Source organism: Sphingomonas sp. MMS24-J45, assembly GCF_044881195.1.
Lineage (GTDB): Bacteria > Pseudomonadota > Alphaproteobacteria > Sphingomonadales > Sphingomonadaceae > Sphingomonas.
In genome coordinates, this window is record NZ_CP173255.1 from 415,295 (window position 1) to 440,743 (window position 25,449).

The following is a 25,449-nucleotide window of genomic DNA, read 5'->3' on the forward strand; positions in this document are numbered from 1 at the left end:
GGCCTCGTGCCACCGCCGCGGCCACAGGTTAGGACGGATTTTTCACAAGAATGCTCCATTTCGGAGCGATATCGTGGTGTGCCCGGCGGCGTTGCGTATCGAATGCGGCATGGCCCTCCCCCTGCTTCGTCTCTCGCGTCGCCGCAGCCCGAGCAACTCGTCACCTCTTCCGATTTGGTCCGGCATTTCGGCGTGTGGCAGGAACGTGCGGTTCGCGCGCCGCTCTATATTCTCCACCGCGGCCGTCCGCGGTTCGTGCTAACCTCGATCGAAACAATGGACGCGCTCTGTGCGGCCCATGCGCCCGCGCCGCCGCCCATGCCGCCGGCTTTGGTGGACGCGACCATTTTGCTCGACGGCATGCGCGACCTCGTCGTCGTGGCTGACGCCGCTGGTACAATCATCGCATCCAGCCGGACGGCACGCGCGCACTTTGGGACCGTGGTGGCGCTGGGCGGGCCAATTGATCTGATCGCAGCGCCCTCCGCACGCACCCCCCTGTCACTCGCAATCCGCCGCGTGCTGGCGACGGGTTCCGGCGACCGGCTCGAAATGCCCTCGGCCGCGCGCGAAGGACGAACGCTCACGCTGGCGATCGAACCGGCCGGCACCGGCGTAGTGCTGTTCGCACAGGATGGCACGCCCGAGCGGGAGGCGGCGCAGGCGCTGGCCACGCTACGGGCGACGGATGCCGCCCTGGCCGCCGCAACCGGCGTCGCCAGCGTCACGATCAACCCGCGCGGCTATCCCGTCGACCCAGGGATCGCGCTGGCCTCGATCACCGGGCTCACCCGCGATGCGCTTGCAATGATCCGCTTTGTCTCGCTCGCGGAAATCGGGATGCGCGTCTCACTCGGCGCCGCGATCGAACGCGCAATGGCCGGGGAAACGCCGCCACCGCTGCACATCGGCTTGCTGGTCAACCGCGCCGATCCGATCACCGTGCGGGTCGGCCTGGCCCCGCTGCGCATCGGCACCGCTGTGGAGGGCGTGACGGCGGTTCTCGTCGCGATTTAGCCGCCCTCACCGCCGGCTTAGGTCCGCATCGGCCTGGTTTAGGTACACTTAATCGCCTCTAAACCAGGTCTTTACGTGCTTCGGTATATCCCTTGCCTCACAGCTTGCCTTTCGGGCGAGGCCGACGCGAAGGCGTCGGTCGGAAAAGGATAGAACAGGGATCATGGCGATCGCGACGACACAGCTCAAACCCGCGGTGGAGGCAGGCAGCATCGCGGCGTTGGCGGCAAGCGACGGGTGCGCGCACCACAGGTTGATCCGCAGCCTGACGATGCCCGGGGTTGCCGGGCGCGACCTTGCCGATGCGGTCCACGCGATCTGCGCGGTGCACGGTCGGCTGACCGATCTGTTCGAGGAAGCCGCGCGCCGCCCGGTCGCGGATCTCGACACGGCATGGCTGCACGATGCAACGGCCGCCTTTGGAATCGAGCGCGCCTATCTCGCACGACTGACCGCGGCGGTCGGGCCACTCCCCTCCACGCCCGGACAAGCCGAGAGCGACGCGGCCTTCGCCGCGCAACGCCATACCTTCGATATGCTTGCGCGATCCGATCGCGCGGGCTGCTCGATCGGTGCCGCGCTCGCGCTGGTGATCGACTGGCATGGCTTCCGCCGCATCCTGGACGCGGCGGCACGGCGTGCCGGGGCGGAGATCGCCGAATCGCAGCTGCCTGACGAGATTGCGATTGCCCGGATCGCCACGACGCCAGGCGCCGCTGCCCCTGTGCGCCGCGCAATGGCCTTCGGTGCGCAGCAGACATTTGCGCAGCATCGCGGGCTGTGCGACCTGATCGAAGCGCGCGCTAGCGCCCGCGACGCGCTGTAGGCCGCTTGCACTGGCGGCGCATTTCCCGCTACCGCCGTACCCGCTATTCAAAAGAACGGGACGGATGCGATGAAACGGTTCGAGGGCACGCAAGGCTATGTCGCCACCGACGACCTGAAGGTCGCGGTCAACGCCGCGGTCACGCTGCGCCGTCCGTTACTGGTCAAGGGCGAACCCGGAACCGGAAAGACCGTTTTAGCCTATGAAATCGCCAAGGCGCTCGATGCCGAATTGATCGAGTGGAACATCAAATCCACGACCAAGGCGCAGCAGGGCCTGTACGAATATGACGCGGTGGCCCGCCTGCGCGACGGTCAGCTCGGTGACGAGCGCGTGCATGACATCGCCAACTACATCCGCCGCGGCAAATTGTGGGAGGCGTTCACGAGGCCCAAGCCGCCGGTCTTGCTGATCGACGAGATCGACAAGGCCGATATCGAGTTTCCCAACGATCTGTTGCAGGAACTCGATCGGATGGAATTCCACGTCTACGAAACCAAGGAAACGATCCGCGCGGTCGAGCGCCCGATCGTCATCATTACGAGCAACAACGAGAAGGAATTGCCCGACGCCTTCCTGCGGCGGTGTTTCTTCCACTACATCAAATTCCCCGATCGCGAGACGATGCAGGCGATCGTCGACGTCCACTTCCCCGGCATCCAGAAGATTCTGGTCAACCGCGCGATGGACATTTTCTACGACGTGCGCGAGGTGCCGGGCCTCAAGAAGAAACCGTCGACCTCCGAGCTGCTCGATTGGCTCAAGCTGCTGCTGCACGAGGACATGCCGCTCGACGTGCTGCAAAACCGCGATCCCACCAAGGCGATCCCGCCGTTGCATGGCGCGCTGCTGAAGAACGAGCAGGATGTCATGCTTTTTGAGAGACTGGCTTTCATGGCCCGGCGGAGCGCACCCAAGAATTAGCGCAGCTAATGCGCGCGGCGCGACAGCGGCGACGTCAGCCGGCGGTGCCAAGGCACCGGCCGACGTCGTGGCTTCGCCACGACGCCACCCCGCCCATCCCCATCCATTCAAACGATAATTTGGTAACTATCGCTTAAACCAAATCCCGCTACCAAAGCTTCGGGGGGTGCCTGTCAGAGGTACCTAATGCGGTTCGGGATTATCTTAGCAAGCGCTTGTGCGGCGGTCATAATGTCCGCCCCGGCACGCGCGACCTCACTGCTCGATTATGTCGGGCAATGCGTACCCTTCGCCCGCGCCGCATCGGGCATCCAGATTTATGGCGACGCCTGGACCTGGTGGGACAAGGCGGCCGGCGTCTATCAACGCGGCGAAACGCCACGCCCCGGTGCGGTGATCGTCTTTGCCCGCACCGCGCGCCTGCCGCTTGGTCACGTCGCAGTCATCAGCCGAGTTGTCGACCGCCGCGTGGTGATGGTCACCCACGCCAATTGGTCCCGCCAGAATGGCGAGCGCGGCCATGCCGAGCAGGACGTGACGCTGACCGACGTCTCGCCGTACAATGACTGGAGCGAAGTGAAGGTCTGGTATCGCGACATGGAGGGGCTCGGCAGCACCGTCTACCCGACCTACGGCTTCATCTACGGCAAGACCATCGCGCGCAGGGCCGCCGCCCGCCCCGCCCCCGAGCTCACCAGCCGTGACCCCGATTATGTCGGCGCGCTGATCGACGCATATCGCTAACCGCCTGCGCCGGAGCAAATGACGGCTACTCGACTTCCCGCGACACCAGCGGCATGGTGTCGCCCATGTTCCTCAACTTTCTCGACGAGCTCCGCAGCGCCGGAATCCCCGCCAGCCTGAAGGAGCATCTGCTGCTCCTGGAGGCGCTCGACGCCGAGGTAATCGACCGCACGCCCGAGGAATTCTATTACCTATCTCGCGCCGTCTACGTGAAGGACGAAGGCCTGCTCGACCGTTTCGACCAGGTTTTCGCCAAGGTGTTCAAAGGGATCGCTACAACTTTCGGCCAGAGCGCCGCCGAAATCCCCGCCGATTGGCTGAAGGCCGTCGCCGAAAAATATCTGACGCCTGAGGAAATGGAGCAGATCAAATCGCTCGGATCCTGGGACGAGATCATGGAGACGCTCAAGAAGCGTCTGGAAGAACAGGAAAAGCGCCATCAGGGCGGCAACAAATGGGTCGGGACCGGCGGCACCTCGCCCTACGGTAACAGCGGCTATAACCCCGAGGGCGTCCGCATCGGCGGCGAGAGTACGCACAAGCGCGCGCTGAAAGTGTGGGACCAGCGCGACTTCAAAAACCTCGACAACACGCGCGAACTGGGCACCCGCAACATCAAGATCGCACTCCGCCGCCTGCGCAAATTCGCGCGCGAGGGTGCGGCCGACGAACTCGACATCGACGCGACGATCAGCGGCACCGCGCGGCAGGGCTGGCTCGACGTGGTGATGCGCGCCGAGCGCCGCAATGCCGTCAAGCTGCTGCTGTTTCTCGATGTCGGCGGATCAATGGACCCTTGGGCCAAGCTCTGCGAGGAGCTCTTCTCCGCCGCGACGACCGAATTCAAGAATCTCGAATTCTTCTACTTCCACAATTGCCCGTATGAAGGCGTGTGGAAGGACAATCGCCGCCGCTTTGCCGAGCGCACGCCGATGTGGGACGTGCTCCACAAATTCGGGCACGATTACAAACTGGTGTTCGTCGGCGACGCATCGATGAGCCCGTATGAGATCACCCATCCCGGCGGATCGGTCGAGCATTTCAACGAAGAGCCCGGTTCGGTGTGGATGCAGCGGCTGACCAACACCTATCCCGCCGCAGTGTGGCTCAACCCGGTGCCGAAGGAGCAATGGGGCTATTCGCAAAGTCTCCGCATCATCGCCGACCTGATGACCGACCGCATGTACCCGCTGACGCTGGCGGGGCTGGACGACGCAATGCGGGAGCTGACGCGGAAGCGCTAGGGCAAGATCAAGCCGACATCGCCTGCAGTTTCTGCATATACATCGCGACCAACATCAGACGGCGCTGACGGGCCTCTTCAGTGATGGCGCGCGCGGCGGCCTGACGTTCGGCGGTCACGCGCCGCATGTAGAATTGACGGTCGGATTCCACAGCATCCCTCCGGTACGCGAATACTGGCCCCCCGGCCAACGAATCAGCAAAAACCTCATGGATTACCGTGTACTGCGTGACCATCATCAATTTGATTAAGAGGCGCGAGTCGTTGCTGCGTTGCGGTGAAGCGAGATCGCTTGCGAAGAATCGCTTCAATACAGCAGGAAAGGCCGCCGCGACTCCGCCCAAGCGGTCTCGTCCGGCACCGTCAGCGCGTCGAGATCGGCCGGAGTCGCGCTCGAGTCGTCGACCCATTCGCGCAAAGCCGGGCCGCCGTTGATGACGTCGATCGGCAGCTTTCCGAACGCGTATTCATACGGAAAATCGCGCCACAGATCGTAATCAGGATAGAGCGCGCGCATCGCCTTGAACCCGAGCGCCTGCACCCGCCACGGGCGGAAGGCAGCATGGTCGTAGGACGGCCCCTCGGCGTGAATGTGCACACCGTTGCACAGTTTGCCGACATGCTTGTGGAAGGTCGGCTCGAACCAAATGTCGCGCAGCGTGCAACCGTTGAGCCACTCAGGGGCCAGCCGTCGCATTTCGGCGATCACCGCTTTGGCGTCGATATCGGGCGCGCCGAACAGTTCGAGCGGGCGGGTCGTGCCACGCCCTTCCGACAGCGTCGCGCCCTCGACCATAACCGTGCCGGGATAAGCGCGTGCCATGTTGACGTTAGGCGCGTTCGGGCTGGGGTTGATCCACACGCGGTCAATCGGCCAACCGAAGCCCGGTGCGGCCTCGGGTTCCCAACCCTCCATCTCGATCACGCGATAATCCACGTCGAGGCCAAGCTCGGCAATGAACCAGTGGCCGAGTTCGCCCAGCGTCATGCCGTGCCGCATCGGCATCGCGCCCGCCCCGACGAAACTCTCCCAGCCGGGGCGTAGCGTCAGGCCTTCGATCGATCGCCCAACCGGATTGGGCCGGTCGAGCACCCACAGCGCTTTCTTATGCTCGGCGCACGCCTCCAGCATGTACCGCAGCGTGGTGATGAAGGTGTAGATGCGCGTACCGAGATCCTGCAGATCGACCAGCGCGACATCGAACGTGCCCATCGATTGCCCGGTCGGCCGCCGCACCTCGCCATAGAGGCTGAACACCGGGAAACCGTAGGTCGGATCGGTGAAGTCGGGCGACTCCATCATGTTATCCTGCAAATCGCCGCGCATCCCGTGCTGCGGCCCGAACGCCGCGGTGATGTTCAGCCCCGCCGCGACCAGCGCGTCGATGCTATGCGTCAGGTCGGCGGTGACCGAGGCCGGATGTGCGAGGAGTGCCACGCGCTTGCCCTCCAATGGTTTGCGCAAGGCGGGGTCGGCGAGCAGGCGATCGATACCGAAGTTCATGCGCCGGTTGGTGCCGGGCCACGCCGCCGCGCGCAAGCCCGATTGTGGGAGCCAAAGCACGGTTCAGCGGTTCAGCCGAGCAACCAAGGAAGGAATGCTCCCATGATCCGCTCGATCCTGCTCGGCCTCGTCGCTGGCGCCCGTTCGATGAGTCCTCTCGCCGCCGTCGCCAATGCCGCGCGCAACGGCCGCCTGCCCGCCGACAGCAAGGCCCCCGATTTCCTGTCGCACCCGCTCGTCTCAGCGGGGACGATGGCCCTCGCAGTCTATGAGGTCACTGGCGACAAGCAGAAGAGCGCGCCCGACCGCATCATCACGCCCGCGGTCGTGGTGCGCAGCCTCAATGCCGCCTTTGCCGGTGCAGCGGTCGCACCGCGCAATCGTCGCCTGACCGGGGCCGCCGTCGCTGCGGGCACCGCCGTGATTGCCTCGTGGCTCACCTGGAAGGTCCGGATGCGCGCGATCGAAACATACGGCCAGACCGCAACCGGTTTTGTCGAGGACTCGATCGTCGTCCCGCTGGCGATTGCGGCCGCGACGCGGCGTTAGGCCGGGAGCGTCGCGATGAAGCAGTCGCGATTGTGGAAATCCGGCGGGCCGGGCGCGTGGGCGAGCGCCCAATAGGATTTGGTGCCCTCCTTGGCTTCCATGACGGCGGAGAGATTTAAGTGCCACGTAGCTCTCGCGTCAGCCTCGGGCGTCTCGGTCATGTCGAGTACAACTGTAACCTCAAGGCGTCCTTTTGGTCGCGCGACATCAAAGTGCGGCGATGGGAAGGGGAAACTGCCGCCCGAAACGCGATAGGACTCAAACTTGAACGCATCCCACGCCGTCGAGGGGGCGAAATTGAATTCGAGATAGTCCGCGCCTTCCCCGGCCGAGACAAAGGCCTCAAAACAGGTGTTTTTCCAAAGGTCGGGATGGCGTGACGCATATCGAACGGGTTGCGGAATAAGGATCTTATCCACGTCGCCGTTCACCACGTAGCGAATTACGAGTGTACCCTCGACGGTTCTCGCAGCTTCCACCGAAATCGCGAGAGCGGGCGATGAAGACTGCGGATGCGGTATAAGGTCGTAGAGCACCAAACCCCCGTTCCGGCTGAGCTTGTCGACGCCCTGCCCTTTCTTCCCACGGTAGAGAGCAAGACAGCCCTTCGACAAGCTTAGGGCGAACGGATGGCGGGGTTCGGGCGAGCAAATCGCGGGTGGCTGGCAAAATCCCCTCACAATCGCTACATGCGGCGCTTCCCATGGCAACGCTTCTCCCCTCCCCGCCGAAAATCGGCATGGTTTCGCTCGGCTGTCCGAAGAATCTGGTCGACAGCGAACGCATCCTGACCAAGCTGCGCAGCGACGGCTATCAGATGTCGCCCGATTACGCCGGGGCGGACGTCGTGCTGGTCAACACCTGCGGTTTTCTCGATTCCGCCAAGGAGGAAAGCCTGGAGGCGATCGGCGAGGCGATCGCGGAAAATGGCCGCGTCATCGTCACCGGCTGCATGGGCAAGGAAGCCGAGACGATCCGCGCGCGCTTCCCCAACGTCCTCGCGGTGACCGGCGCGCATCAATATGAGGAGGTGGTCGGCGCCGTGCACGACGCCGCGCCGATGCCGCCGAGCGCCTTCCTCAACCTGGTCCCCGAAAGCGGGCTTAAGCTCACCCCGCGCCATTATAGCTATTTGAAGATCAGCGAAGGCTGCAACCACCGCTGCTCCTTCTGCATCATCCCGAGCCTGCGCGGCGATCTGGTCAGCCGCCGCCCGGACGCGATCCTGCGCGAGGCGGAGAAGCTAATCGAGGCGGGCACGCGCGAGTTGCTGGTGATCAGCCAGGATACCTCGGCCTACGGCGTAGACATCCGCCACCAGCCGCGGATGTGGCACGGCGAGGAAGTCCGCGCGCACATGACCGATCTGTCGCGCGAACTCGGCAAATTGGGCGCGTGGGTGCGACTGCACTACGTCTATCCCTACCCGCACGTCGATCAGGTCATCCCGCTGATGGCCGATGGGCTGATCCTCCCCTATCTCGACATCCCGTTCCAGCATGCCAGCCGCAACGTGCTGAAGCTGATGAAGCGCCCGGCAAACGAGACTAAGGTGCTCGAACGCATCAAGAGTTGGCGCATGATCGCGCCCGATATCGCGATCCGGTCCACCTTCGTCGTCGGCTTCCCCGGCGAAACCGAGGACGATTTCGCCTATCTGATGGATTGGCTGGAGGAGGCGCAGCTCGACCGCGTCGGCGCCTTCCGCTTCGAACCGGTCGAGGGTGCTGCCGCCAACGCCCTGCCCGACCCGGTGCCCGAAGAACTCAAGGAAGAGCGTTACGCCCGCCTGATGGAGCTCACCGCCCGCATTTCGGCGGAAAAGCTCCAGGCCAAGATCGGCCGCACGCTCGACGTGATCATCGACGCGGTCGATGAGGAAGGCGGCGCGACCGGCCGGTCCAAGGCCGACGCGCCCGAGATCGATGGCGAGGTGTTCCTCCGCGACGCCGGGCACCTCAAGCAGGGCGACATCGTGGCGGTCGAAATCGAGGACGCCGACGAGCATGATTTGTACGGCGCGCCCGTCGCCTGAGCCACTTCGCGCTTTCCTTTTGCGGTTCGGCAATGACATATCGGCGGCACGACGCTGAGAAAGTTTGCCCGTGACGCCGTTCCGTTCTTGTTTCGCCGCGTTCCTGCTGATCATCGCCGCGCCCGCCGCGGCGCAGGAACTGAACCCCGCCGAAATTGCGAAGGTCGACAGCACCGTCACCGACACGCTCGCCAAATCGGGCGTGCCCTCCGCCTCGATTGCGATCGTCCGCGGCGGGCGGATCGTCTATGCCAAGGCGTACGGCAAGCAGGCCGAGAGCGGTGCGACGCGCGACGATGCGCCGTATCAAATCGCCTCGATCTCCAAGCAATTCACCGCCGCCGCCGTCCTGCTGCTGCAACGCGACGGAAAGCTGAGCCTCGACGATACCGTCGCCAAATACGTGCCCGGCATCACCGGCGGCGACACGATCACGATCCGCCAATTGCTCAGCCATACTGCCGGGCTGCAAGATTACTGGCCGCAGGATTACAGCTTCAAGGCGATGGCGACGCCGGTCACGCCGCAGCAGATCGTTGATCGCTGGGCCAAGAAGCCGCTTGATTTCACGCCCGGCACACAGTGGCAATATTCGAACACCGGCTATGTCGTCGCAGGGATGATCGTCGAGAAGTTGTCGGGCCAACCTTTGCTCGATTTCCTGAAGGCCCGCATCTTCAAGCCGCTGGGGATCACCGCCCACGATCAGGATCTCGCGATTGGGCCGGGTTTCCCGCAAGGTTATGGCCGCGCTGCCCTGGGCCCCGTACGCCCCGTCACGCCCGCGGCGCACGGCTGGCTCTATGCGGCGGGCGAGTTGTCGATGAGCGCGCGATCGCTCGCCACCTGGGATGTTGCGCGGCTCGATCGCACCGTCCTGAACCCTGAGGATTGGGCGCTTCAGGAAACGCCGGTGAAGCTCAGTGATGGCACCACCAACGGCTATGGCCTCGGCGTGTTCAGCGGTGCGGCGAATGGGCACCGCTTCATCGAACATAGCGGCGAAGCGGTCGGCTTCCTGTCCGAAAACATCGTCTATCCCGAGGACAAGGCCGCGATCGTCGTGCTGACCAACAGCTGGTCGAACGAAGCGTTTAAGGTGCTCGCGCAAAAGCTCTCGGGCATCGTCCTCACGCCATCCGCGCCCGATCCCGTCGACGCCGCCGCGCTCGCGCAGGTCCGCCAGGTGTTCGATCAGGTGCGCGGCGGGACGCTCGACCGCAGTCGCCTGACTGAGAATGCGAACTTCTATTTTAGCGCCACCACGCTCGGCGATTATCGCAATAGCCTCGCGCCGCTCGGCACGCCGCGCAGCTTCGAACAGATCGGCAAGGCGCGATTGCGCGGTGGTTTCGTCAACCGCACCTACCGCGTGACCTTCCCCACCATCACCCTCGTCATCAGCACCTATGCCGAACCCGGCAGCAACGGAAAGATCGAACAATTCCTAGTGGCACCCACCCAGCAATGATTGATTTCGCAACTCTATTGCAGGCCGATCGCGGTCAGCCTGCCCGTACCATCCATGTCGTCCATCCCGATCGCTGGTCGGAATGGCTGAACGCGCAACCCCCGCGGATCCGCACCACTGTTGCGGCGCACCGGCTGACCGGCAAGGCGGGCAATCGCGCGGTGCTGCCCGGCGACGGCGCGGACGATTGGGCGATGCTGCTGGTGTGCAACGAAAGCGTCGACTCGCCGTGGCGGATAGCGTCGCTCGGCGAACAATTGCCTGAAGGCACTTATCGGCTGGCCGAGGGCGAACCCGGCGCAGCAATGCTCGGGTGGTGCCTCGCGCAGCACAAGTTCGACCGCTACCGCAGCAGCGAGACAGTGCAAGGCCCGCGCGTCCTGCTGACCGGCGAACCGGCGCGAATCGCCGAGACCGTCGCGATCGCCACCGCCACCGCCAAGGTGCGCGATCTCGTCAACATCCCCGCCGCAGACATGGGCCCCGCCGAGCTGGAGGCCGAGGCCCGCGCGCTCGCCGACACGCACAACGCCAGCGTTACCGTAACCAAGGGCGACGCGCTCGTGCAGGGCTATCCGATGATCCACACCGTCGGGAAAGCGGCGGGCCAGGGTCGCGAGCCGCGGCTGATCGAGCTCGAATGGGGGAGCCCGGCGCACCCGCGCATCGCCATCATCGGCAAGGGGGTGTGCTTCGATTCGGGCGGTCTCGACATCAAGACCGGCGGCAGCATGAAGCTGATGAAGAAGGACATGGGCGGAGCCGCGCACGCGCTCGCGCTGGCCGGGCTGGTGATGGGCCTGCGTATGCCGGTGCGGCTGCACCTGCTGATCCCCGCCGTCGAGAACAGCATTTCCGGTCACGCTTTCCGCCCCGGCGACATCATGCGCTCGCGCAAGGGGCTGACGGTCGAGAACACCAATACCGATGCCGAGGGGCGGCTCGTGCTCGGCGACGCGCTGACCAACGCGGCGGAGAGCGACCCCGGCCTGATCCTCGATTTCGCGACGCTGACCGGCGCGGCACGCGTGGCGCTCGGTCCCGATCTGCCCGCGACCTTCGTCAATGACGATGCGCTTGCGGACGCATTGCTGACGGCGGGCAACGCGGTCGGCGATCCGCTGTGGCGGATGCCGCTGTGGGATGGATATGATTCCATGCTCGACAGCGACATCGCCGACATGGTCAACGCGCCGGAGGGCGGCTTTGCCGGGTCGGTGACCGCTGCCTTGTTCCTGCGCCGCTTCGTGCCCGCGGGCACCCCCTGGGCGCATTTCGACACCTTCGCCTGGCGCCCCGCGTCCAAACCCGGTCGCCCCAAGGGCGGCGACGCGCTAGGGCTGCGCGCAGCCTGGGCGATGCTGAAAGGGCGCTACCCGGGATGATCTATATCTGGCTCAACCTGTTCCCGATCCTGACCGCGACCGCGCTCGGGCTGATGATCGGTTGGGCCTATCGCGCGACATTCGACCGGTCGGCGGGGCGCATATCGGTCGGCGCGATCGTAACCGCCGCGCTCGGGCTCTTCTGGTTCGCGTCGATCCTCGCGGGTGCGCTGATCCTCGCCCCGCCCAAGGCCGCGCCGTGGATCATGGCAGTGGGCAGCGCGGTGGTGATCTGGGCGGGATTCGTGCTGCCAGTGGTGGCGATCACCCACAGCCATCGCGGCGGACGCGCCTCGCTGATCGCGCGCGACAGCCTGTACTGGCTGATCACGATGATCGCGCAAGCGGTGGCGATGAAGCTAATCGGCCTGGTTCCGCCGCCGGTTTGAGACACAGGCGGCGACGGCCGGTTGTGGTGGTTAGCTGCCGTTCAATCTTGAATGAGCACCACTTCTCTCCGCCGATATAGCGCTCGCTTTGGCGCATGCGGCATTGGCAAGCTCTCGGCGGTGTAAGAGATCTGAAAATCGCAAGGTGTTGGATCGTCCTGTAACGCCTCCCATTCCGCCTCGAAGTCGTTGAGTTCCTCGCAATCTTCGGCGTTTACGATCTCCAGCACGAAGCCGATGAGCCATTTCGTGCCGTCGTGATCGAGCGTGACCATGCGGAAATTGGGGGAGATCATGCCGAGCATCGCTTGCATGACATTGACGGATTGGCGGTTCCACTCGTTGAGGTTTGGCAGAATAAACATAGCTCGTTTTAGCCCGAACCCGGATGTCTGCAACTAGGGCAGAAGCGGCCGCGCTCGTAAACATCCCCGCCGGGGGAAGATTGCTGTGTTACCCCTTCCGCCAGCGCGCCATTGCGCGGTCGTAGCGGTCGCGTTCCTCCGACAGCGCTTCGCTGCGCTCCTGACTGTCGCGCTCGTGCGCGGCGTCGAGATCTCGGCGTTCGCGGTCGAGCGCGCGTTGGCGGGCGATCAGCGCGGCATCGGTCTCGCGATAGGTATCTTCCAGATCGGCCAGCGCCTGTTCCGCTGCGGCGAGGGCGTCGCGCGACGGCTTGGGCGGGGGTGGCGGTTTCGGCTCCGCTTTCCGTTCGGCGGAAGCCTTGTTCCCGCCCCGCTTGGCGTTGGCCGGTTCGGGCGGAGGCTCGCCCGCAGTCGCCCGCACCGGCGCATCGGGCAGCGCGGCGATCTGCTCCGCCGTCGTCCCGCGCGAGCGTTTGATCACTTCGCCCGGATGCGCGAGCGGCTCCACCATCAGCGCCGGATCGGTCACCTCGTGCGCGATGCCGCGTGCGAACAGGTCGTGCTCGCTACCCCAGGCGGCGAGCGCGGCCTTGCGGCTCGGCGCGGCGACATAGGCGTCGTGAAAGCCAGCCGGCACCACGAACACCTTCAACGCCCGCGCCATCTCGCGTTCAGGCCGCTTCGATGATCGGCACAAACTTCGCCGCGGTCAGGCTCGCCCCGCCGACCAGCGCACCGTCGACATCGCCCGCGTGCAGCAACGCCGCCGCATTCTCCGCCGTCACCGATCCGCCGTACAGAATCCGCATCGCATCCGCCTCGTTGCCGATCAACGCGCGCAGCTTCGCCCGGATCGCCGCGTGCATCGCCGCCACGTCCTCGACAGTCGGCGTGCGCCCCGTGCCGATCGCCCAGACCGGCTCATAGGCGATCGACAGCCATTCCGCCGCCGCATCATCGGGCAGCGATCCGGCGATCTGCGCCGTCACCACCGCCCCGGCCCGGCCCGCATCACGCTCGGCCAGCGTCTCGCCAACGCAAAGGATCGCGCGCATTGCGTGGCGGTGCAGTGCCTCCGCCTTGGCCTTCACCTCGGCGTCGGTTTCGTGGCAGTCGCCGCGGCGCTCGCTATGCCCGACGATCGAGAAGGTCGCGCCCGCTTCCTTCAACATCGCTGGGGAGAGGCAGCCGGTGTAGGCGCCCTTGTCGGCGGGGTGCACATCCTCTCCGCCGATCGCGAAGCCCGGCACCAGCGCCGCCGCCGGCGCGATCAGCGTCGCAGGCAACGCGATCGCCACTTCCACGCCGCTCGCCGTCCCCGCGGCCGCAATCGCGACCAACTCGTTCAGCGCCGCGCGGTCGCCATTCATCTTCCAATTGCCCGCCACCAGCTTGCGTCGTGTCATTCCTCACCCTTTGCGGTCATGTTTGCAGACGCGATAACGCAGCCGCCCGCGCACGCAAGCTTGAAGCCGCAACGCCTCCCCCTAAAGCGGCGCGCTACACGCTTTCAAAAGATCGGCCGTATCCGACCATGATCAGTTTCATTCGCCGCTTCATCACCAACCCGATCGGGGCTGCGGTCGCGCTCGGATTCGTCGCGTTGATGGGGCTGATCTTCGTCCTGTCTGACAAAGCGAGCTTCTCCGGATCGGGGGCGGCGGCAAAGGGCGATGTCGCGGTTACCGTTGGCAAGACCAAGATCACCGTCGCAGATGTGCAGGCGGCGGCGCGGCGTGACGTCGATCAATATCGTCAGCAAAACCCGCAGCTCGACATGGCAGGGTACATCGCGGGCGGCGGGCTTGAGGCAACGCTCAATCGCCTGATCGATTCGGCTGCGTTCCGCGCTTATGCCGCGCAGCAGGGCATGGTCGTCAGCAAGAAATCGGTCGACGGCATCATCGCCAGCCAGCCGAGCCTTGCCGGAATCGACGGCAAGTTCGACCCCAAGAAGTATGAAATGGCGCTGCAGCAGATCGGTTCGACCGATGCCCAGGTGCGCGAGGATCTGACCGATCAGATCATCACGCGTCACCTGATCATCCCGACGGTCGGCGCGGCGCAAGTGCCTGCACAGCTCGCCTTGCCCTATGCCAGCCTGTTGCTGGAGGAACGTCGCGGCGTGATCGGCTTCATCCCGACGCAAGCCGTCCCCGTTGGCCCCGCCCCGACCGATGCCGAGCTGACCACCTATTACACGCGCAACGTCGCGCGCTACCGCGTGCCCGAGCGCCGCATCCTGCGCTATGCGCTGGTCAACCCCACCACCGTCGCGGCACAAGTCACGCCGACCGAGGCCGAGATCGCCGCCGCGTACAAGGCGCAGTCGGCGAAATACGCCCCTGCCGATCTGCGCACGATCATTCAGGTCGTGGTCGCGGATCAGGCCGCCGCGAACGCACTGGTCACGAAGGTGCGCGGCGGCACGCCGATCGCCGCCGCGGCGCGCGCCGCCGGGCTCGAGCCGATTACGGCGACCGATGTGCAGAAGGACGCCTATGCCAAGCAAAGCTCGGCCGATGTCGCCAACGCTGCCTTTGCCGGTAAGGTCGGCGATGTCGTCGGTCCGCTCCGCGGACCGCTGGGCTTCGTGGTGCTGAAGATCGAAAAGCAGCGCACTCAGGCCGCCAAGACGCTGGCCGAGGCAACCTCCGAGCTGAAAGCCGAGCTGACCAAGCAGAAGACCGGCACGGTGCTGGGCAAAATGCGCGCAAGCTTCGACGATGCGCTGGCGAAGGACCATTTCGACGGCCTGGTCGCCAAGAACAAGCTGACCGCGCAGCGCACCCCCGCGCTGCTCGCCAGCGGCGTCGATCCCGACGCGCCGACCGCCAAGCCCGATCCGGCACTGACGCAGATCCTCGCGGCGGGCTTCGCCGCCCAGGTGGGCGACGATGCGCAGACGGTTCCGCTCGATGCGGATGGCAGCTTCGCGCTGGTCCAGCTCGACAAGGTCGTCCCCGCAGCGCCGCGCCCGCTGGCACAGATTCGTGACGTCGTGACGCGCGATTTCACCACCGATCGCGCGCAGCGTGCCGCGCGTCAGGTCGCGGCCACCGTGGTCGCCACCGCGAACAAGGGCACGCCGATCGCTCAGGCGCTGAGCGCGACCGGCCTGAAGCTGCCCGCCACGCGCCCGATCGCGGGTCCTCGCGCGCAATTGCTCGCCAATCCGCGCGCCGTGCCCCCGCCGCTCGCCTTGCTGTTCGCAATGGCGCAGAACACCACCAAGCTGCTGGAAGCGCCGGACAAGGCCGGGTTCTACATCATCCATCTCGATACGATCGTGCCGGGCGATGCGCGCGGCAAGCCGCAGGTGATCGCGGGGACGCGCGGCGACATCAGCAAGGTCGTCGGCCGCGAATATGCCGCGCAGTTCGGCAAGGCGGTCCAGAATGCGATCGGCGTGCAGCGCAATGCGGCCGCGATCGCCAAGCTGAAGGCCGATCTGCTCGGTGGCGCGAGTGCGACCGATCAGCCCTGATCGCGCTGGTAGCGCAGCGGCACGGGCGGCGCTGGAGAGCGGCCGTCCCGCCTTGCTGTGGCAACGCCAGGTCGCCGACACCGAAACCCCGGTCGCGGCGGCGCTGAAGCTCATCGAGCCGGGCCGCGGCGATTTCCTGCTCGAATCGGTCGAGGGCGGGGAAACGCGCGGGCGCCACAGCTTGATTGGCCTCGCCCCCGATCTGGTCTTCCGTGCAGAGGGCCATGCCGCCGCGATCAACCCGCATTGGTTGACCGACCGGATGGCGTTCGAACCGTGCGCCGCACCGACGCTCGATGCGCTGCGCGGGCTCGTCGCCTCCTGCCGGATGGACGTGCCGAGCGAACTGCCGCGCGCGCTCGCCTGTCTGGTGGGTTATTTCGGCTACGAAACGATCGGCCTGGTCGAACGTCTGCCGCGCCCCGAAACCAGCGCGCTCGGCCTGCCCGACATGATGTTCGTGCGGCCGACGATGATCCTGATCTTCGACCGACTCGCCGATGCGCTGTTCCTCGTCGCACCCGTCTGGCCCGATACGACACGTTCCCCTGATGCGATTGTCGCCGACGGGCTCGACCGGATCGATGCGACCGCCGCCCGCCTCGCCACCGCGCCGCTCCCCGCACCGGTTCGCGCCGATGCAGGCGACGAGATCGCGCTGCAACCGACGCTTGCCCCTGGCCGCTATGCCGAGATGGTCGCCGCGGCGAAGGACTATATCGTCGCGGGCGACATCTTTCAGGTCGTGCTGTCGCAGCGTTTCACCGCGCCCTTCACGCTGCCGCCGTTCGAGCTCTACCGCGCGCTGCGTCGGATCAACCCCTCGCCCTTCCTCTATCATCTCGATCTGCCGGGCTTTGCGCTGACCGGATCGAGCCCGGAAATCCTCGTCCGCGTCCGCGATGGCGAAGTGACCATCCGCCCGATCGCGGGAACGCGCCCTCGCGGCAAGACGGCGGCGGAGGATGAAGCGAACCGCACCAGCCTGCTCGCCGACCCGAAGGAGCGCGCCGAGCATCTGATGCTGCTCGATCTCGGCCGTAACGATGTCGGCCGCGTCGCCGAAGCGGGCAGCGTCACTGTGACCGCCAGCTACACCACCGAATTCTACAGCCACGTCATGCACATCGTCTCGAATGTGGTCGGTCGGCTCAGCCCAGAACATGACGCGATCGACGCGCTGTTCGCTGGCTTCCCGGCGGGCACCGTCAGCGGCGCGCCGAAGGTCCGCGCGTGCGAGATCATCGCCGAGCTCGAAAATGCGGTGCGCGGTCCTTACGCGGGCGGCGTCGGCTATTTCTCGCCAGATGGATCGATGGACTCGTGCATCGTGCTGCGCACCGCGATCGTGAAGGACGGGGTCATGCACGTTCAGGCCGGGGCCGGCATCGTCGCCGATTCAGACCCGGACTATGAGCAACGCGAGTGCGAGGCCAAGGCAGGCGCGCTCCTAGCTGCAGCCCGCGAGGCGACCGCGCGCGCCGCCGCGGTCGGCTTCGGCCAGTAATCCGGCTTAGGGGATCGAGCTCTCCACGCGCCGCTTTTCGGTGCGATCCGCTGCCCATTGCTCGGCGCGCAGCTTGGCGCAGCCGGTCTGCCCGCCCGATCCGGTCGGCGAGCAGGTGTCGGGAAGCCCTGCCGCGCGGCGCCCGACCTCATCGGCCAGCGCCGCGCGATTGACCCAGCTCTGGTTCTGCGCCGCAATCGGCTTGTCGTTGCGCAATTCCTTGGGGATGCGGTACGGCTCTCCAGTCCGCGCGCACACGACGATTTCCTCATCCGGCTTGGTCGGCGCAGGGCACTTCTCGGCCCCGGTTAGCAGGATCGAACGGATGCGCTGTGGCGGCTTACCCAATTCGGCCTGAATTCCGGCGTTCGTCGTTACCGGCGCTGGCGGCGGGGTCTCCGGCGCGGTCTGTGCCATCCCTACGCCCGGAAGTGCAGCGAACAGCAGGGCGACGGTCACGGTGCGCAACATGGGAATCTCCTAGAGGTGTACCAACGTCCGCGATCCAAGGTTGATCCAGCCTGAACGGCGCGTGCCACGAAGCCTGATCAACATTGTCGCGCCCGTTCAAACACGGTAGCGGCCCCGATATGATACTCGTGATCGACAATTACGACAGCTTCACCTGGAACCTAGTCCATTATCTGATGGAATTGGGTGCGGAGGTGAAGGTCGTGCGCAACGACGCCCTGACCGCGGCCGAGGCGCTGGCCAGCAATGCGCAGGGATTCCTGATCTCGCCTGGCCCCAAAACGCCGACCGAGGCGGGCGTCTCGCTCGATCTGGTCGCGGCGTGCGCGGCGGCGGGGCGACCGTTGCTCGGCGTGTGCCTGGGGCATCAGGCGATCGGCCAGCATTTTGGCGGATCGGTCGTGCGCGGCGGCCTGATGCACGGCAAGACCTCGCCGGTCACGCATGACGGCTCGGGCGTATTTGCGGGGCTCCCCTCGCCCTTCACCGCAACGCGCTATCATTCGCTGATCGTCGAGGATCTGCCCGCCGACCTGATCGTGAACGCGCGCGCCGATGACGGATCGGTGATGGGGGTGCGCCACACGACACTGCCGATCCACGGCGTGCAGTTCCACCCCGAAAGCATAGCGACCGAGCATGGCCATGCGATGCTCGCCAATTTCCTGACGGCGGCCGGGATCGCTGTGAAGGCCGTCGCGTGAGCACCCTCACCCGCCTTCCCGATCCATCCTCCCCGCTCAGCCGAGAAACCGCCGCCCAAGCCTTTGCCGACCTGCTGGACGCGCGCACCTCCGACGAGGAGGTCGCCAGCTTCCTGATCGGTCTGACCGAGCGCGGCGAAACCAGCATCGAGATCGCCGAGGCGGCCCGCGCGATGCGTGCGCGCATCATCCCGATCGACGCCCCCGCGGGCGCGATCGACGTCTGCGGCACCGGCGGCGACGGGCATCACACGCTGAACGTCTCGACCGCCGTCTCGATCGTGGTCGCGAGCGCCGGCGTGCCCGTCGCCAAGCACGGCAATCGCGCGGCCTCCTCGAAGGCGGGTGCCGCCGACACGCTCGAAGCGCTCGGGCTCGACATGCACCGCGCCGGGCAGAATGCCGAAGCGAGTCTCCGCGACATCGGAATCGCCTTCCTGTTCGCCGCCAATCACCACCCGGCGATGAAGCGCATCACTCCGATCCGCCAGCGGCTCGGGCGGCGGACGATCTTCAACCTGATGGGGCCGCTCGCCAATCCCGCTGGGGTGACGCGCCAGCTGATCGGCATCGCCCGGCCCGATTACGCTGCCACCTATGCCGCCGCGCTGGAACAACTCGGTACCGAGGCGGCGCTGGTCGTATCGGGCGAGGAAGGGCTCGACGAACTATCGAGCGCCGGCCCCAGCGTCGCGATCAGCGTCGGGCAAGTCGCCCTCCCCGCCCGCATTTCGCCTGAGGATGCCGGACTGCCTGGCCACCCGCTCAGCGCAATCCGCGGCGGCGATCCGGCGCACAATGCCGCGGCACTGCGCCGCTTGCTCCTGGGCGAGCGCGGCGCGTATCGCGATGCGGTGCTGCTCAACGCCGCCGCCGCTCTAGTGGTCGCGGGCCGCACGCAAGACCTTATCGAGGGCGCCCAGATCGCCGCGAACGCGATCGACAGCGCCGCCGCCAACACCCTGCTCGATCGCTGGATCGCTTACTGATGACCGACATTCTCAATCGTATCCTCGAAACCAAGCGCGCCGAAGTCGCCGCGCGCAAGGCGACCGTGCCGCTGAGCGAGCTCGACGCGCGCATTGCGGAGCAGACCAAGCCCCGCGGTTTCCGCGCCGCACTCGATGCGCGCGCCGCCACCGGCTATGCGCTGGTTACCGAAATCAAGAAGGCGAGCCCATCCAAGGGCATCATCCGCGAGGATTTCGATCCCCCGGCCCACGCGCGCGCCTATCAAGCGGGGGGCGCGACGTGCCTGTCGGTGCTGACCGACGAAGCCTGGTTCCAGGGGGCGGACGCCTATCTGGAGGCGGCGCGCGCGGCGTGCGATCTGCCGGTGCTGCGCAAGGATTTCATGGTCGATCCGTGGCAAGTCCCCGAATCGCGCAGCATCGGGGCCGATGCGATCCTGCTGATCATGTCGGCGCTCGACGACGTTTTGCTGGCGGAAATCGAGGCCAGCGCGCTCGAATGTGGGATGGACGTGCTGGTCGAGGTCCACAGTCAGGCCGAGATGGAGCGCGCAATGAAGCTCAAATCCCGGCTGATCGGCGTCAATAATCGCGATTTGCGCACCTTCGCGGTCGACTTCGCGCGCACTTATGAACTGGTGTCGAAGGCCCCGAAGGACTGCACCTTCGTCGCCGAAAGCGGCCTGATGACCCGCGCCGACCTCGACGCGATGGCAGAACACGACATTCGGTGCTTCCTGATCGGCGAAGCCCTGATGCGCGCGCCGGATGTCGAGGAAGCGACACGGGTGCTGGTGGGGTGAGCGACCTCACCCATCTCGATCCCACCGGCGCCGCGCACATGGTCGATGTCGGTGCGAAAGCCGATACGCGGCGCGAAGCCGTCGCCACCGGGCGCATCGACATGAGCGCCGAGGCCGCCCGCGCGATCCGTGACGGCACCGCGCTGAAAGGCGACGTCCTCGCCGTCGCGCGCGTCGCCGGAATCATGGCGGCCAAGCGTACCGCCGAGCTGATCCCGCTTTGCCACCCGCTCCCGCTCACCCGCGTCGCGATCGATCTGACGGTCGATGAAACCGGCGTCACCGCCACCGCCACCGCCGCCACAACCGGCAAGACCGGCGTCGAGATGGAAGCGCTGACAGCCGTCTCGGTCACGCTGCTGACGATCTACGACATGGCGAAGGCGATCGACAAAGCGATGACGATCGGCGGGGTGCAGTTGCTCACCAAGACCGGCGGCAAATCGGGCGACTGGGCGCGCTGAGCGACGATGCCGCTTCCAATAAGTAGCGCTTCCCCGGCGTCAGCCGGGGAAGCGCGATAGATCGATCAGAACTTGCCGCTCAGCGACACGCCGATGATGCGCGGGTCGTTGAACACGGCGGCGTTATAGTTGTCGAGCACGCCCTTCAGGTTCTTCTCGTTGGTCAGATTGCGGACATAGACCGCGATCTCATACTTATCGTCCAGCGCGGCATAGCCGGCCTTCAGACCGACTTCGAACGTACCATCCGAGGTATATTCGACCGTCTTGTACGGCACGAAGCTGGTGAAGCCCTGCAGCGTAGCATCGCCCGCCAGGAACAGCTTACCACCATTGCCGAGCGGCAGGTCGTAGCGGGCGTTTCCGTCGAACTGATACTTCGGCGCATTGGGCAACGCGTTGCCGTTGATCTGCGCCAGCGTCGCCGAACCGACATTGATCGTCGGGTTGAGCACGGTGCAGGTGACCACGCCGTTCAGCTTGCACACCGGCGTATAGACCCGCGTGTCGTTCACTTCCGTATGCAGCACGCTGCCGCCGAGACCGAGCGTCAGGTTCCGCACCGGACGCCAGGTCAGCTCCGCTTCACCGCCCCAGGCCTGCGCCTGGTTGGCGTTGAACAGCAGGCCGTTATTGTTCGAATCGTTGCCGTTCAGCTGGATGTTCTTGACCTTGTAATAGAACCCCGTCGCGTTGAAGCGCAGCGTGTTGCCGAACAGGTTCGACTTGAAGCCCGCTTCGTACGAGGTGATCGTTTCCGACGTGGCGGTCACGAAGGGCGCGCTGAACACAGCGTTGCGGCCCTGGATGGTCGGCCCGCGGAAGCCGCGCGAGACGCGCGCGAACAGGTTCACGTCCGGATTCACTTCATAGCGCAGGCTGCCTTCCCAGCTCGGCTGCGTGTCGGCGAGCCGGACATTGGTCGCCGCCGTCGCGGGGAAGGTCGACACGCCCGCGACATTGCGCGGCGGGGTGACGAGCCGGGTCGTCTTCTCGTCATAGGTCACGCGCACGCCGCCGGTCAGCGTAAGCTTGGGCAGGAGTTCGTAGCTCGCCTGACCAAAGCCGGCATAGGAGGTGTTGACGTTGCGCAGCACCACGAAATTGTTCGGGTTGGGCGTCGTGCCGAACGAATTGTCGAGCAGGAAGAAAGCGCGCTGTGCAAATTCGGTCGTGTCACGCGATTCGAAATAGATGCCACCGATCTGCCATTTGAAGCGACCATTGCCATTGCTCGAAAGACGCACTTCCTCACTCAGCTGATCGAGATCGATCACACGGCCACGGCTCTGGCCATAGAAGCGCCCGCCAGGGAAGTTCGTCGCGACGCCGCCGTCGGTGTCGCCGCGGCTTGAACCGGAGGTCGTCTCATACGCGGTGATCGAGGTCAGCGTGACGGCGCCGAAATCGTTCTTCGCGTTGAACGACGCACCATAGGTCTTGTACGCCTGCGGGCTGTTGAGCGCTTCGTCATTGCCGACCTGGTCGCGCGGTTCGGCGCTCACGTCGTTCGAGCCGAGCTTGATCGCACCGCGATGGAACAGCGTCGCGGTACCGCTGTAATCGCGGGCGTGGGCTGACAGGATGCCGGTGAAGCCGGTGCCCGGCGGGGTCAGCATCAACTGGACGCGCACGTCCTTTTCATCGAAGCGGCCAAGCACATCCTTGCCGCCGACGGTGCCGTCATCGCTAACGCCGTTGAAAGTGTTGTCGATCCAATTGTCGCGGTGCTGGTACAGCGCGGAGACGCGGAACGAGAGCACGTCCTTGACAATCGGCCCGCCGACGCCCGCGTCGACGCTGATCGTGTTGTAGCTGCCGTACGAAGCCGTGGCACGCCCTTGAAAATCGTTCGACGGGCGGATCGTGTCGAACTTGATGATGCCCGCGGTCGTGTTGCGGCCGAACAGCGTGCCCTGCGGCCCGCGCAGCACTTCGATCTGGTTCACGTCGAACACCGGGTTCGACTTCAGCACGACATGCTCCAGCACGACATCGTCCTGGATGATCGACACTGGCTGCGACGCGCCGAGGTAGAAGTCCACGTTGCCGAGACCGCGAATGTAGAAACGCGGGAAGATGCGGCCAGTGGTCGATTCGGTGTATAGGCCCGGCACGCGGTTCGCGAGTTCGAGCAGCGTGTCGCTGCCGCCGGTGGTGTAGGTGCGCAGATCGTCGCCCTTCAGCACGCCGACCGAGACCGGCACCGACTGCAGGTTTTCGCGGCGACGCTGCGCGGTGACGACGATGTCGCCCAGGCTGTCGCTATCGGAGGCTGCGGTGGCTGCGGCAGTTGGCGCGGCAGGCGCGTCCTGCGCGCTGGCGGCGGTGGCCCACAGGGCGGAGATGGCGGTGCCGAACAGGAGTGCGGACTTGGCGGCGAGCGATCTGGACACGAGGATACCCCATTTTTGCAAAGGTTTGTGAATGTGCATGGCGCGCGCAGGGCACTCCCGGACTCCTGCGCGGTTATCGGCCGGGCGTCGCACCTCTTTGGGGAGCGTCCACCGGTCAGCCGCGCGGTAGGCACGGTTTAAGGCGGGATCGTGACACCGCTGACCGGGCGGCACTTTACGTGCGAACTGTGGCATTTAAGTACCACGCCCCGCTCCGCCCCGCCACTCGACGCGTGCCCCCGAAGCGCGATAGAGCCACTTCATGCCCGCCCCGCTCCTCTCCGTCACCGACGCGCGCGATCGCCTGTTCGGCCTTGCCACCGCCGTTGAGCCCGAGACCGTCCCGCTCCGTCAGGCCACCGGACGCTGGGCTGCGGCGGACGTGACCGCACTCCGCACCCAGCCGACCGATGATCTCTCGGCGATGGACGGCTATGCGATACGCTATGCCGATCTGCCTGGACCGCTCACCGTCATCGGCGAAAGCGCCGCCGGGCGTCGCTTCGCGGGGACGCTCGGGCCGAACCAGGCCGTGCGCATCTTCACTGGCGCGGCAATGCCCGCCGGGGCCGACTGCGTGCTGGTGCAGGAAGAGGCGGCACGCGACGGCGACGCGCTCACCCTCGCGGGAGAGGGCCCGGCGCCGGGCGGCAATATCCGCCGCAAGGGGCTGGATTTCGACGCCGCCGAGACGCTCGTCGCTGCGGGCGAGCGCCTGACCCCGGCCCGGATCGCCCTCGCCGCAATTGGTGGGCATGGCACGCTATCGGTTCGGCGGCGGATCAGGGTCGCAATCATGGCGAGCGGCGACGAACTCGTCGCACCCGGCGGCGCGGTCGGCCCGGATTCGTTGCCCGAATCCAACGGCGTCATGCTCGCTGCGCTGCTGACGGATTTGCCGGTCGACATCATCGATCTCGGGATCCTGCCCGATCGACTCGACGCGATCGCCAGCGCCTTTGAGAAGGTCCATGCCGACATTCTGGTGACGACCGGCGGCGCGTCGGTCGGCGATCACGACCTGATCCGCCCCGCGCTCCAGGCGGCGGGCGGCGATCTCGATTTCTGGCGGATCGCATTACGCCCCGGCAAACCGATGCTGGCCGGGCGCTTGCGCGAGACGGTCGTACTCGGCCTGCCGGGCAATCCGGTGTCGGCCTTCGTCACCGCGACGATTTTCCTCCGCCCGCTGATCGCTTACCTATCCGGCGCTTCCGATCCGCTCCCGCCCACACGTCTCGCCATCCTCGGCGCACCGCTCCGCGCAAACGATCACCGGCAGGACTATTTGCGTGCCACCACGACTGCGGGCCGTGTCGCCCCGGCGGACCGTCAGGATTCGTCGATGGTCCGCACGTTGGCGCGCGCCGATTGCCTGATCGTCCGCGCGCCGCACGCGCCCGCCGCCGCGGCGGGCGACTCGGTGGAAGTCCTGCCGCTCGGGTAATCAGCGCCGCTTGACGGAGGATTTTTCGTTCCGTATAGGTTCGTCGTCTGTTCCGACACGAGGGCCCGCGCGATGCTTACCCGCAAGCAGCATGAGTTGATCTGTTTCATCAACGACCGGTTGGAAGAGACTGGCGTGTCGCCGTCGTTCGAGGAAATGAAGGAAGCGCTCGACCTCAAGTCCAAATCCGGCGTCCACCGCCTGATCAGTGCGCTCGAGGAACGCCAGTTCATCCGCCGCCTGCCCAATCGCGCGCGCGCACTCGAGGTGCTCAAGATGCCGGAGCGCGGTACCAAGGGACCGACGAAGGTCACGGCGGCAGCTGAGCCCAGCAATGTTCGCCACCTGCCTGAACCCGCCAACGACGTGATCGAGATCCCGCTGCACGGTCGCATCGCCGCCGGTGTGCCGATCGAGGCGTTCGAAGGCGCATCGATGCTCGCCGTCCCCGCCGCCCTCCTCGGCAGTGGCGAGCATTATGCGCTTGAAGTGTCGGGCGATTCGATGGTCGAGGCGGGTATTCTCGATGGCGATTATGCGCTGATCAAGCGCCAGGAAATCGCCCGCGACGGCGAGATTGTCGTCGCGCTGATCGAGGAAAGCGAGGCGACGCTTAAATTCTTCCGCCGCGAAGGTGCGATGATCCGGCTCGATCCCGCCAACCGAGCTTATGATCCGCAGCGCTACGCACCCGCGCAAGTCCGGGTGCAGGGCAAGCTTGCGGGCATTCTTCGCCGCTACGACTGA

At 65.8% G+C, this 25,449-nt stretch carries 26 protein-coding genes; 18 read left to right on the forward strand and 8 right to left on the reverse strand.

Translation table 11 applies throughout. The features are described from left to right. Nucleotides 1-102: 102 nt before the first annotated feature. The 5 genes from AB5I39_RS02160 to AB5I39_RS02180 all read left to right on the forward strand — a co-directional run bounded on the left by AB5I39_RS02160 (nucleotide 103) and on the right by AB5I39_RS02180 (nucleotide 4,755). Nucleotides 103-1,017: a hypothetical protein gene (locus AB5I39_RS02160; protein WP_404370541.1), complete on the forward strand. Its 915-nt coding sequence runs from the start codon at nucleotides 103-105 to the stop codon at nucleotides 1,015-1,017. 163 nt (nucleotides 1,018-1,180) lie between these two features. Further along, nucleotides 1,181-1,843, forward strand: a complete 663-nt coding sequence (locus AB5I39_RS02165; protein ID WP_404370544.1) for a DUF6975 family protein — start codon at nucleotides 1,181-1,183, stop codon at nucleotides 1,841-1,843. 69 nt (nucleotides 1,844-1,912) lie between these two features. Then, nucleotides 1,913-2,767 (forward strand): AAA family ATPase, encoded by an 855-nt coding sequence (locus tag AB5I39_RS02170; protein WP_404370546.1) that lies wholly within the window; start codon nucleotides 1,913-1,915, stop codon nucleotides 2,765-2,767. Between the two features lie 231 nt (nucleotides 2,768-2,998). After that, entirely contained in the window at nucleotides 2,999-3,511 is a 513-nt protein-coding gene (locus AB5I39_RS02175; RefSeq protein ID WP_404370549.1) for a CHAP domain-containing protein, read from the forward strand. 65 nt (nucleotides 3,512-3,576) lie between these two features. Then, a complete protein-coding gene (locus tag AB5I39_RS02180) occupies nucleotides 3,577-4,755 on the forward strand; it encodes a VWA domain-containing protein (RefSeq protein ID WP_404370552.1) in 1,179 nt (392 codons plus the stop codon). 7 nt (nucleotides 4,756-4,762) lie between these two features. Here the strand turns inward: AB5I39_RS02180 and AB5I39_RS02185 are convergent, their stop codons facing one another. After that, a complete protein-coding gene (locus tag AB5I39_RS02185) occupies nucleotides 4,763-5,065 on the reverse strand; it encodes a hypothetical protein (RefSeq protein ID WP_404370555.1) in 303 nt (100 codons plus the stop codon). Next, nucleotides 5,062-6,258: an exo-beta-N-acetylmuramidase NamZ domain-containing protein gene (locus AB5I39_RS02190; RefSeq protein WP_404373963.1), complete on the reverse strand. Its 1,197-nt coding sequence runs from the start codon at nucleotides 6,256-6,258 to the stop codon at nucleotides 5,062-5,064. The genes AB5I39_RS02185 and AB5I39_RS02190 overlap by 4 nt, the downstream gene beginning before the upstream one ends. Nucleotides 6,259-6,360: 102 nt before the next feature. On the opposite strand from AB5I39_RS02190, the gene AB5I39_RS02195 reads away from it, so the two are divergent. Beyond that, entirely contained in the window at nucleotides 6,361-6,807 is a 447-nt protein-coding gene (locus AB5I39_RS02195) for a DUF4126 domain-containing protein (RefSeq protein ID WP_404370558.1), read from the forward strand. Here AB5I39_RS02195 and AB5I39_RS02200 read toward each other — a convergent pair. Then, nucleotides 6,804-7,346: a DOMON-like domain-containing protein gene (locus tag AB5I39_RS02200; protein WP_404370561.1), complete on the reverse strand. Its 543-nt coding sequence runs from the start codon at nucleotides 7,344-7,346 to the stop codon at nucleotides 6,804-6,806. The genes AB5I39_RS02195 and AB5I39_RS02200 overlap by 4 nt on opposite strands. A 164-nt stretch (nucleotides 7,347-7,510) precedes the next feature. Between AB5I39_RS02200 and rimO the strand changes: the two genes are divergently transcribed. The 4 genes from rimO to AB5I39_RS02220 all read left to right on the forward strand — a co-directional run bounded on the left by rimO (nucleotide 7,511) and on the right by AB5I39_RS02220 (nucleotide 12,087). After that, nucleotides 7,511-8,842 (forward strand): 30S ribosomal protein S12 methylthiotransferase RimO, encoded by a 1,332-nt coding sequence (rimO, locus tag AB5I39_RS02205; RefSeq protein ID WP_404370564.1) that lies wholly within the window; start codon nucleotides 7,511-7,513, stop codon nucleotides 8,840-8,842. Nucleotides 8,843-8,912: 70 nt separating this feature from the next. Beyond that, nucleotides 8,913-10,313, forward strand: a complete 1,401-nt coding sequence (locus tag AB5I39_RS02210) for a serine hydrolase domain-containing protein (RefSeq protein ID WP_404370566.1) — start codon at nucleotides 8,913-8,915, stop codon at nucleotides 10,311-10,313. Continuing rightward, the gene (locus AB5I39_RS02215; RefSeq protein ID WP_404370569.1) at nucleotides 10,310-11,698 is read left to right on the forward strand and encodes a leucyl aminopeptidase family protein; all 1,389 of its coding nucleotides are present in this window, start codon (nucleotides 10,310-10,312) and stop codon (nucleotides 11,696-11,698) included. The genes AB5I39_RS02210 and AB5I39_RS02215 overlap by 4 nt, the downstream gene beginning before the upstream one ends. Next, complete coding sequence (locus tag AB5I39_RS02220; RefSeq protein WP_404370572.1) at nucleotides 11,695-12,087, forward strand: hypothetical protein; 393 nt, start codon at nucleotides 11,695-11,697, stop codon at nucleotides 12,085-12,087. The genes AB5I39_RS02215 and AB5I39_RS02220 overlap by 4 nt, the downstream gene beginning before the upstream one ends. Nucleotides 12,088-12,128: 41 nt before the next feature. On the opposite strand, the gene AB5I39_RS02225 is transcribed toward AB5I39_RS02220, so the two are convergent. The 3 genes from AB5I39_RS02225 to tpiA all read right to left on the reverse strand — a co-directional run bounded on the left by AB5I39_RS02225 (nucleotide 12,129) and on the right by tpiA (nucleotide 13,858). Continuing rightward, nucleotides 12,129-12,452, reverse strand: a complete 324-nt coding sequence (locus AB5I39_RS02225; protein ID WP_404370575.1) for a hypothetical protein — start codon at nucleotides 12,450-12,452, stop codon at nucleotides 12,129-12,131. 88 nt (nucleotides 12,453-12,540) lie between these two features. After that, nucleotides 12,541-13,116 (reverse strand): hypothetical protein, encoded by a 576-nt coding sequence (locus AB5I39_RS02230; RefSeq protein ID WP_404370578.1) that lies wholly within the window; start codon nucleotides 13,114-13,116, stop codon nucleotides 12,541-12,543. A 7-nt stretch (nucleotides 13,117-13,123) separates the two neighbouring features. Continuing rightward, nucleotides 13,124-13,858: a triose-phosphate isomerase gene (gene tpiA, locus AB5I39_RS02235; RefSeq protein ID WP_404370581.1), complete on the reverse strand. Its 735-nt coding sequence runs from the start codon at nucleotides 13,856-13,858 to the stop codon at nucleotides 13,124-13,126. Nucleotides 13,859-13,986: 128 nt separating this feature from the next. Between tpiA and AB5I39_RS02240 the strand changes: the two genes are divergently transcribed. Both AB5I39_RS02240 and trpE read left to right on the forward strand, forming a co-directional pair. Further along, nucleotides 13,987-15,939, forward strand: a complete 1,953-nt coding sequence (locus tag AB5I39_RS02240) for a SurA N-terminal domain-containing protein (protein ID WP_404370584.1) — start codon at nucleotides 13,987-13,989, stop codon at nucleotides 15,937-15,939. Beyond that, complete coding sequence (gene trpE / locus AB5I39_RS02245) at nucleotides 15,920-17,446, forward strand: anthranilate synthase component I (protein ID WP_404370587.1); 1,527 nt, start codon at nucleotides 15,920-15,922, stop codon at nucleotides 17,444-17,446. Before AB5I39_RS02240 ends, trpE begins: the two co-directional genes overlap by 20 nt. A 6-nt stretch (nucleotides 17,447-17,452) precedes the next feature. Here the strand turns inward: trpE and AB5I39_RS02250 are convergent, their stop codons facing one another. After that, nucleotides 17,453-17,917, reverse strand: a complete 465-nt coding sequence (locus tag AB5I39_RS02250; RefSeq protein WP_404370589.1) for a hypothetical protein — start codon at nucleotides 17,915-17,917, stop codon at nucleotides 17,453-17,455. A gap of 119 nt (nucleotides 17,918-18,036) precedes the next feature. Between AB5I39_RS02250 and AB5I39_RS02255 the strand changes: the two genes are divergently transcribed. From AB5I39_RS02255 to moaC, 4 genes are read left to right on the forward strand one after another with little or no spacing between them, the layout of a single operon-like run. Further along, a complete protein-coding gene (locus AB5I39_RS02255; protein WP_404370592.1) occupies nucleotides 18,037-18,621 on the forward strand; it encodes an anthranilate synthase component II in 585 nt (194 codons plus the stop codon). Next, nucleotides 18,618-19,610 carry an anthranilate phosphoribosyltransferase gene (gene trpD / locus AB5I39_RS02260; protein WP_404370594.1) on the forward strand — a complete coding sequence of 331 codons (993 nt, stop codon included), beginning with the start codon at nucleotides 18,618-18,620 and terminating at the stop codon, nucleotides 19,608-19,610. Before AB5I39_RS02255 ends, trpD begins: the two co-directional genes overlap by 4 nt. Beyond that, nucleotides 19,610-20,395, forward strand: coding sequence for an indole-3-glycerol phosphate synthase TrpC (gene trpC / locus AB5I39_RS02265; protein WP_404370597.1), 786 nt, complete (start codon nucleotides 19,610-19,612; stop codon nucleotides 20,393-20,395). Before trpD ends, trpC begins: the two co-directional genes overlap by 1 nt. Next, entirely contained in the window at nucleotides 20,392-20,859 is a 468-nt protein-coding gene (gene moaC, locus AB5I39_RS02270) for a cyclic pyranopterin monophosphate synthase MoaC (RefSeq protein WP_404370599.1), read from the forward strand. Before trpC ends, moaC begins: the two co-directional genes overlap by 4 nt. 65 nt (nucleotides 20,860-20,924) lie before the next feature. Here moaC and AB5I39_RS02275 read toward each other — a convergent pair whose 3' ends face one another. Then, complete coding sequence (locus AB5I39_RS02275; protein ID WP_404370601.1) at nucleotides 20,925-23,255, reverse strand: TonB-dependent receptor; 2,331 nt, start codon at nucleotides 23,253-23,255, stop codon at nucleotides 20,925-20,927. A gap of 262 nt (nucleotides 23,256-23,517) precedes the next feature. On the opposite strand from AB5I39_RS02275, the gene glp reads away from it, so the two are divergent. Together glp and lexA are read left to right on the forward strand one after the other, a co-directional pair. Next, on the forward strand, nucleotides 23,518-24,702 hold the full coding sequence (gene glp / locus AB5I39_RS02280) for a gephyrin-like molybdotransferase Glp (RefSeq protein WP_404370604.1): 1,185 nt from the start codon (nucleotides 23,518-23,520) through the stop codon (nucleotides 24,700-24,702). 72 nt (nucleotides 24,703-24,774) lie between these two features. Continuing rightward, a complete protein-coding gene (gene lexA, locus AB5I39_RS02285; protein ID WP_404370607.1) occupies nucleotides 24,775-25,449 on the forward strand; it encodes a transcriptional repressor LexA in 675 nt (224 codons plus the stop codon).

Bases quoted from the DNA above. Each gene is read 5' to 3' on its own strand.
- AB5I39_RS02255 (WP_404370592.1), top strand. From the start codon at position 18,037: ATGATACTCGTGATCGACAATTACGACAGCTTCACCTGGAACCTAGTC.
- AB5I39_RS02215 (WP_404370569.1), top strand. From the start codon at position 10,310: ATGATTGATTTCGCAACTCTATTGCAGGCCGATCGCGGTCAGCCTGCC.
- AB5I39_RS02230 (WP_404370578.1), bottom strand. From the start codon at position 13,116: ATGGCGCGGGCGTTGAAGGTGTTCGTGGTGCCGGCTGGCTTTCACGAC.
- rimO (WP_404370564.1), top strand. From the start codon at position 7,511: ATGGCAACGCTTCTCCCCTCCCCGCCGAAAATCGGCATGGTTTCGCTC.
- AB5I39_RS02240 (WP_404370584.1), top strand. From the start codon at position 13,987: ATGATCAGTTTCATTCGCCGCTTCATCACCAACCCGATCGGGGCTGCG.
- AB5I39_RS02220 (WP_404370572.1), top strand. From the start codon at position 11,695: ATGATCTATATCTGGCTCAACCTGTTCCCGATCCTGACCGCGACCGCG.
- AB5I39_RS02160 (WP_404370541.1), top strand. From the start codon at position 103: ATGCGGCATGGCCCTCCCCCTGCTTCGTCTCTCGCGTCGCCGCAGCCC.
- AB5I39_RS02180 (WP_404370552.1), top strand. From the start codon at position 3,577: ATGTTCCTCAACTTTCTCGACGAGCTCCGCAGCGCCGGAATCCCCGCC.
- AB5I39_RS02190 (WP_404373963.1), bottom strand. From the start codon at position 6,258: ATGAACTTCGGTATCGATCGCCTGCTCGCCGACCCCGCCTTGCGCAAA.
- trpC (WP_404370597.1), top strand. From the start codon at position 19,610: ATGACCGACATTCTCAATCGTATCCTCGAAACCAAGCGCGCCGAAGTC.
- AB5I39_RS02165 (WP_404370544.1), top strand. From the start codon at position 1,181: ATGGCGATCGCGACGACACAGCTCAAACCCGCGGTGGAGGCAGGCAGC.
- lexA (WP_404370607.1), top strand. From the start codon at position 24,775: ATGCTTACCCGCAAGCAGCATGAGTTGATCTGTTTCATCAACGACCGG.
- AB5I39_RS02250 (WP_404370589.1), bottom strand. From the start codon at position 17,917: ATGTTGCGCACCGTGACCGTCGCCCTGCTGTTCGCTGCACTTCCGGGC.
- glp (WP_404370604.1), top strand. From the start codon at position 23,518: ATGCCCGCCCCGCTCCTCTCCGTCACCGACGCGCGCGATCGCCTGTTC.
- AB5I39_RS02170 (WP_404370546.1), top strand. From the start codon at position 1,913: ATGAAACGGTTCGAGGGCACGCAAGGCTATGTCGCCACCGACGACCTG.
- AB5I39_RS02175 (WP_404370549.1), top strand. From the start codon at position 2,999: ATGTCCGCCCCGGCACGCGCGACCTCACTGCTCGATTATGTCGGGCAA.
- AB5I39_RS02225 (WP_404370575.1), bottom strand. From the start codon at position 12,452: ATGTTTATTCTGCCAAACCTCAACGAGTGGAACCGCCAATCCGTCAAT.
- AB5I39_RS02195 (WP_404370558.1), top strand. From the start codon at position 6,361: ATGATCCGCTCGATCCTGCTCGGCCTCGTCGCTGGCGCCCGTTCGATG.
- tpiA (WP_404370581.1), bottom strand. From the start codon at position 13,858: ATGACACGACGCAAGCTGGTGGCGGGCAATTGGAAGATGAATGGCGAC.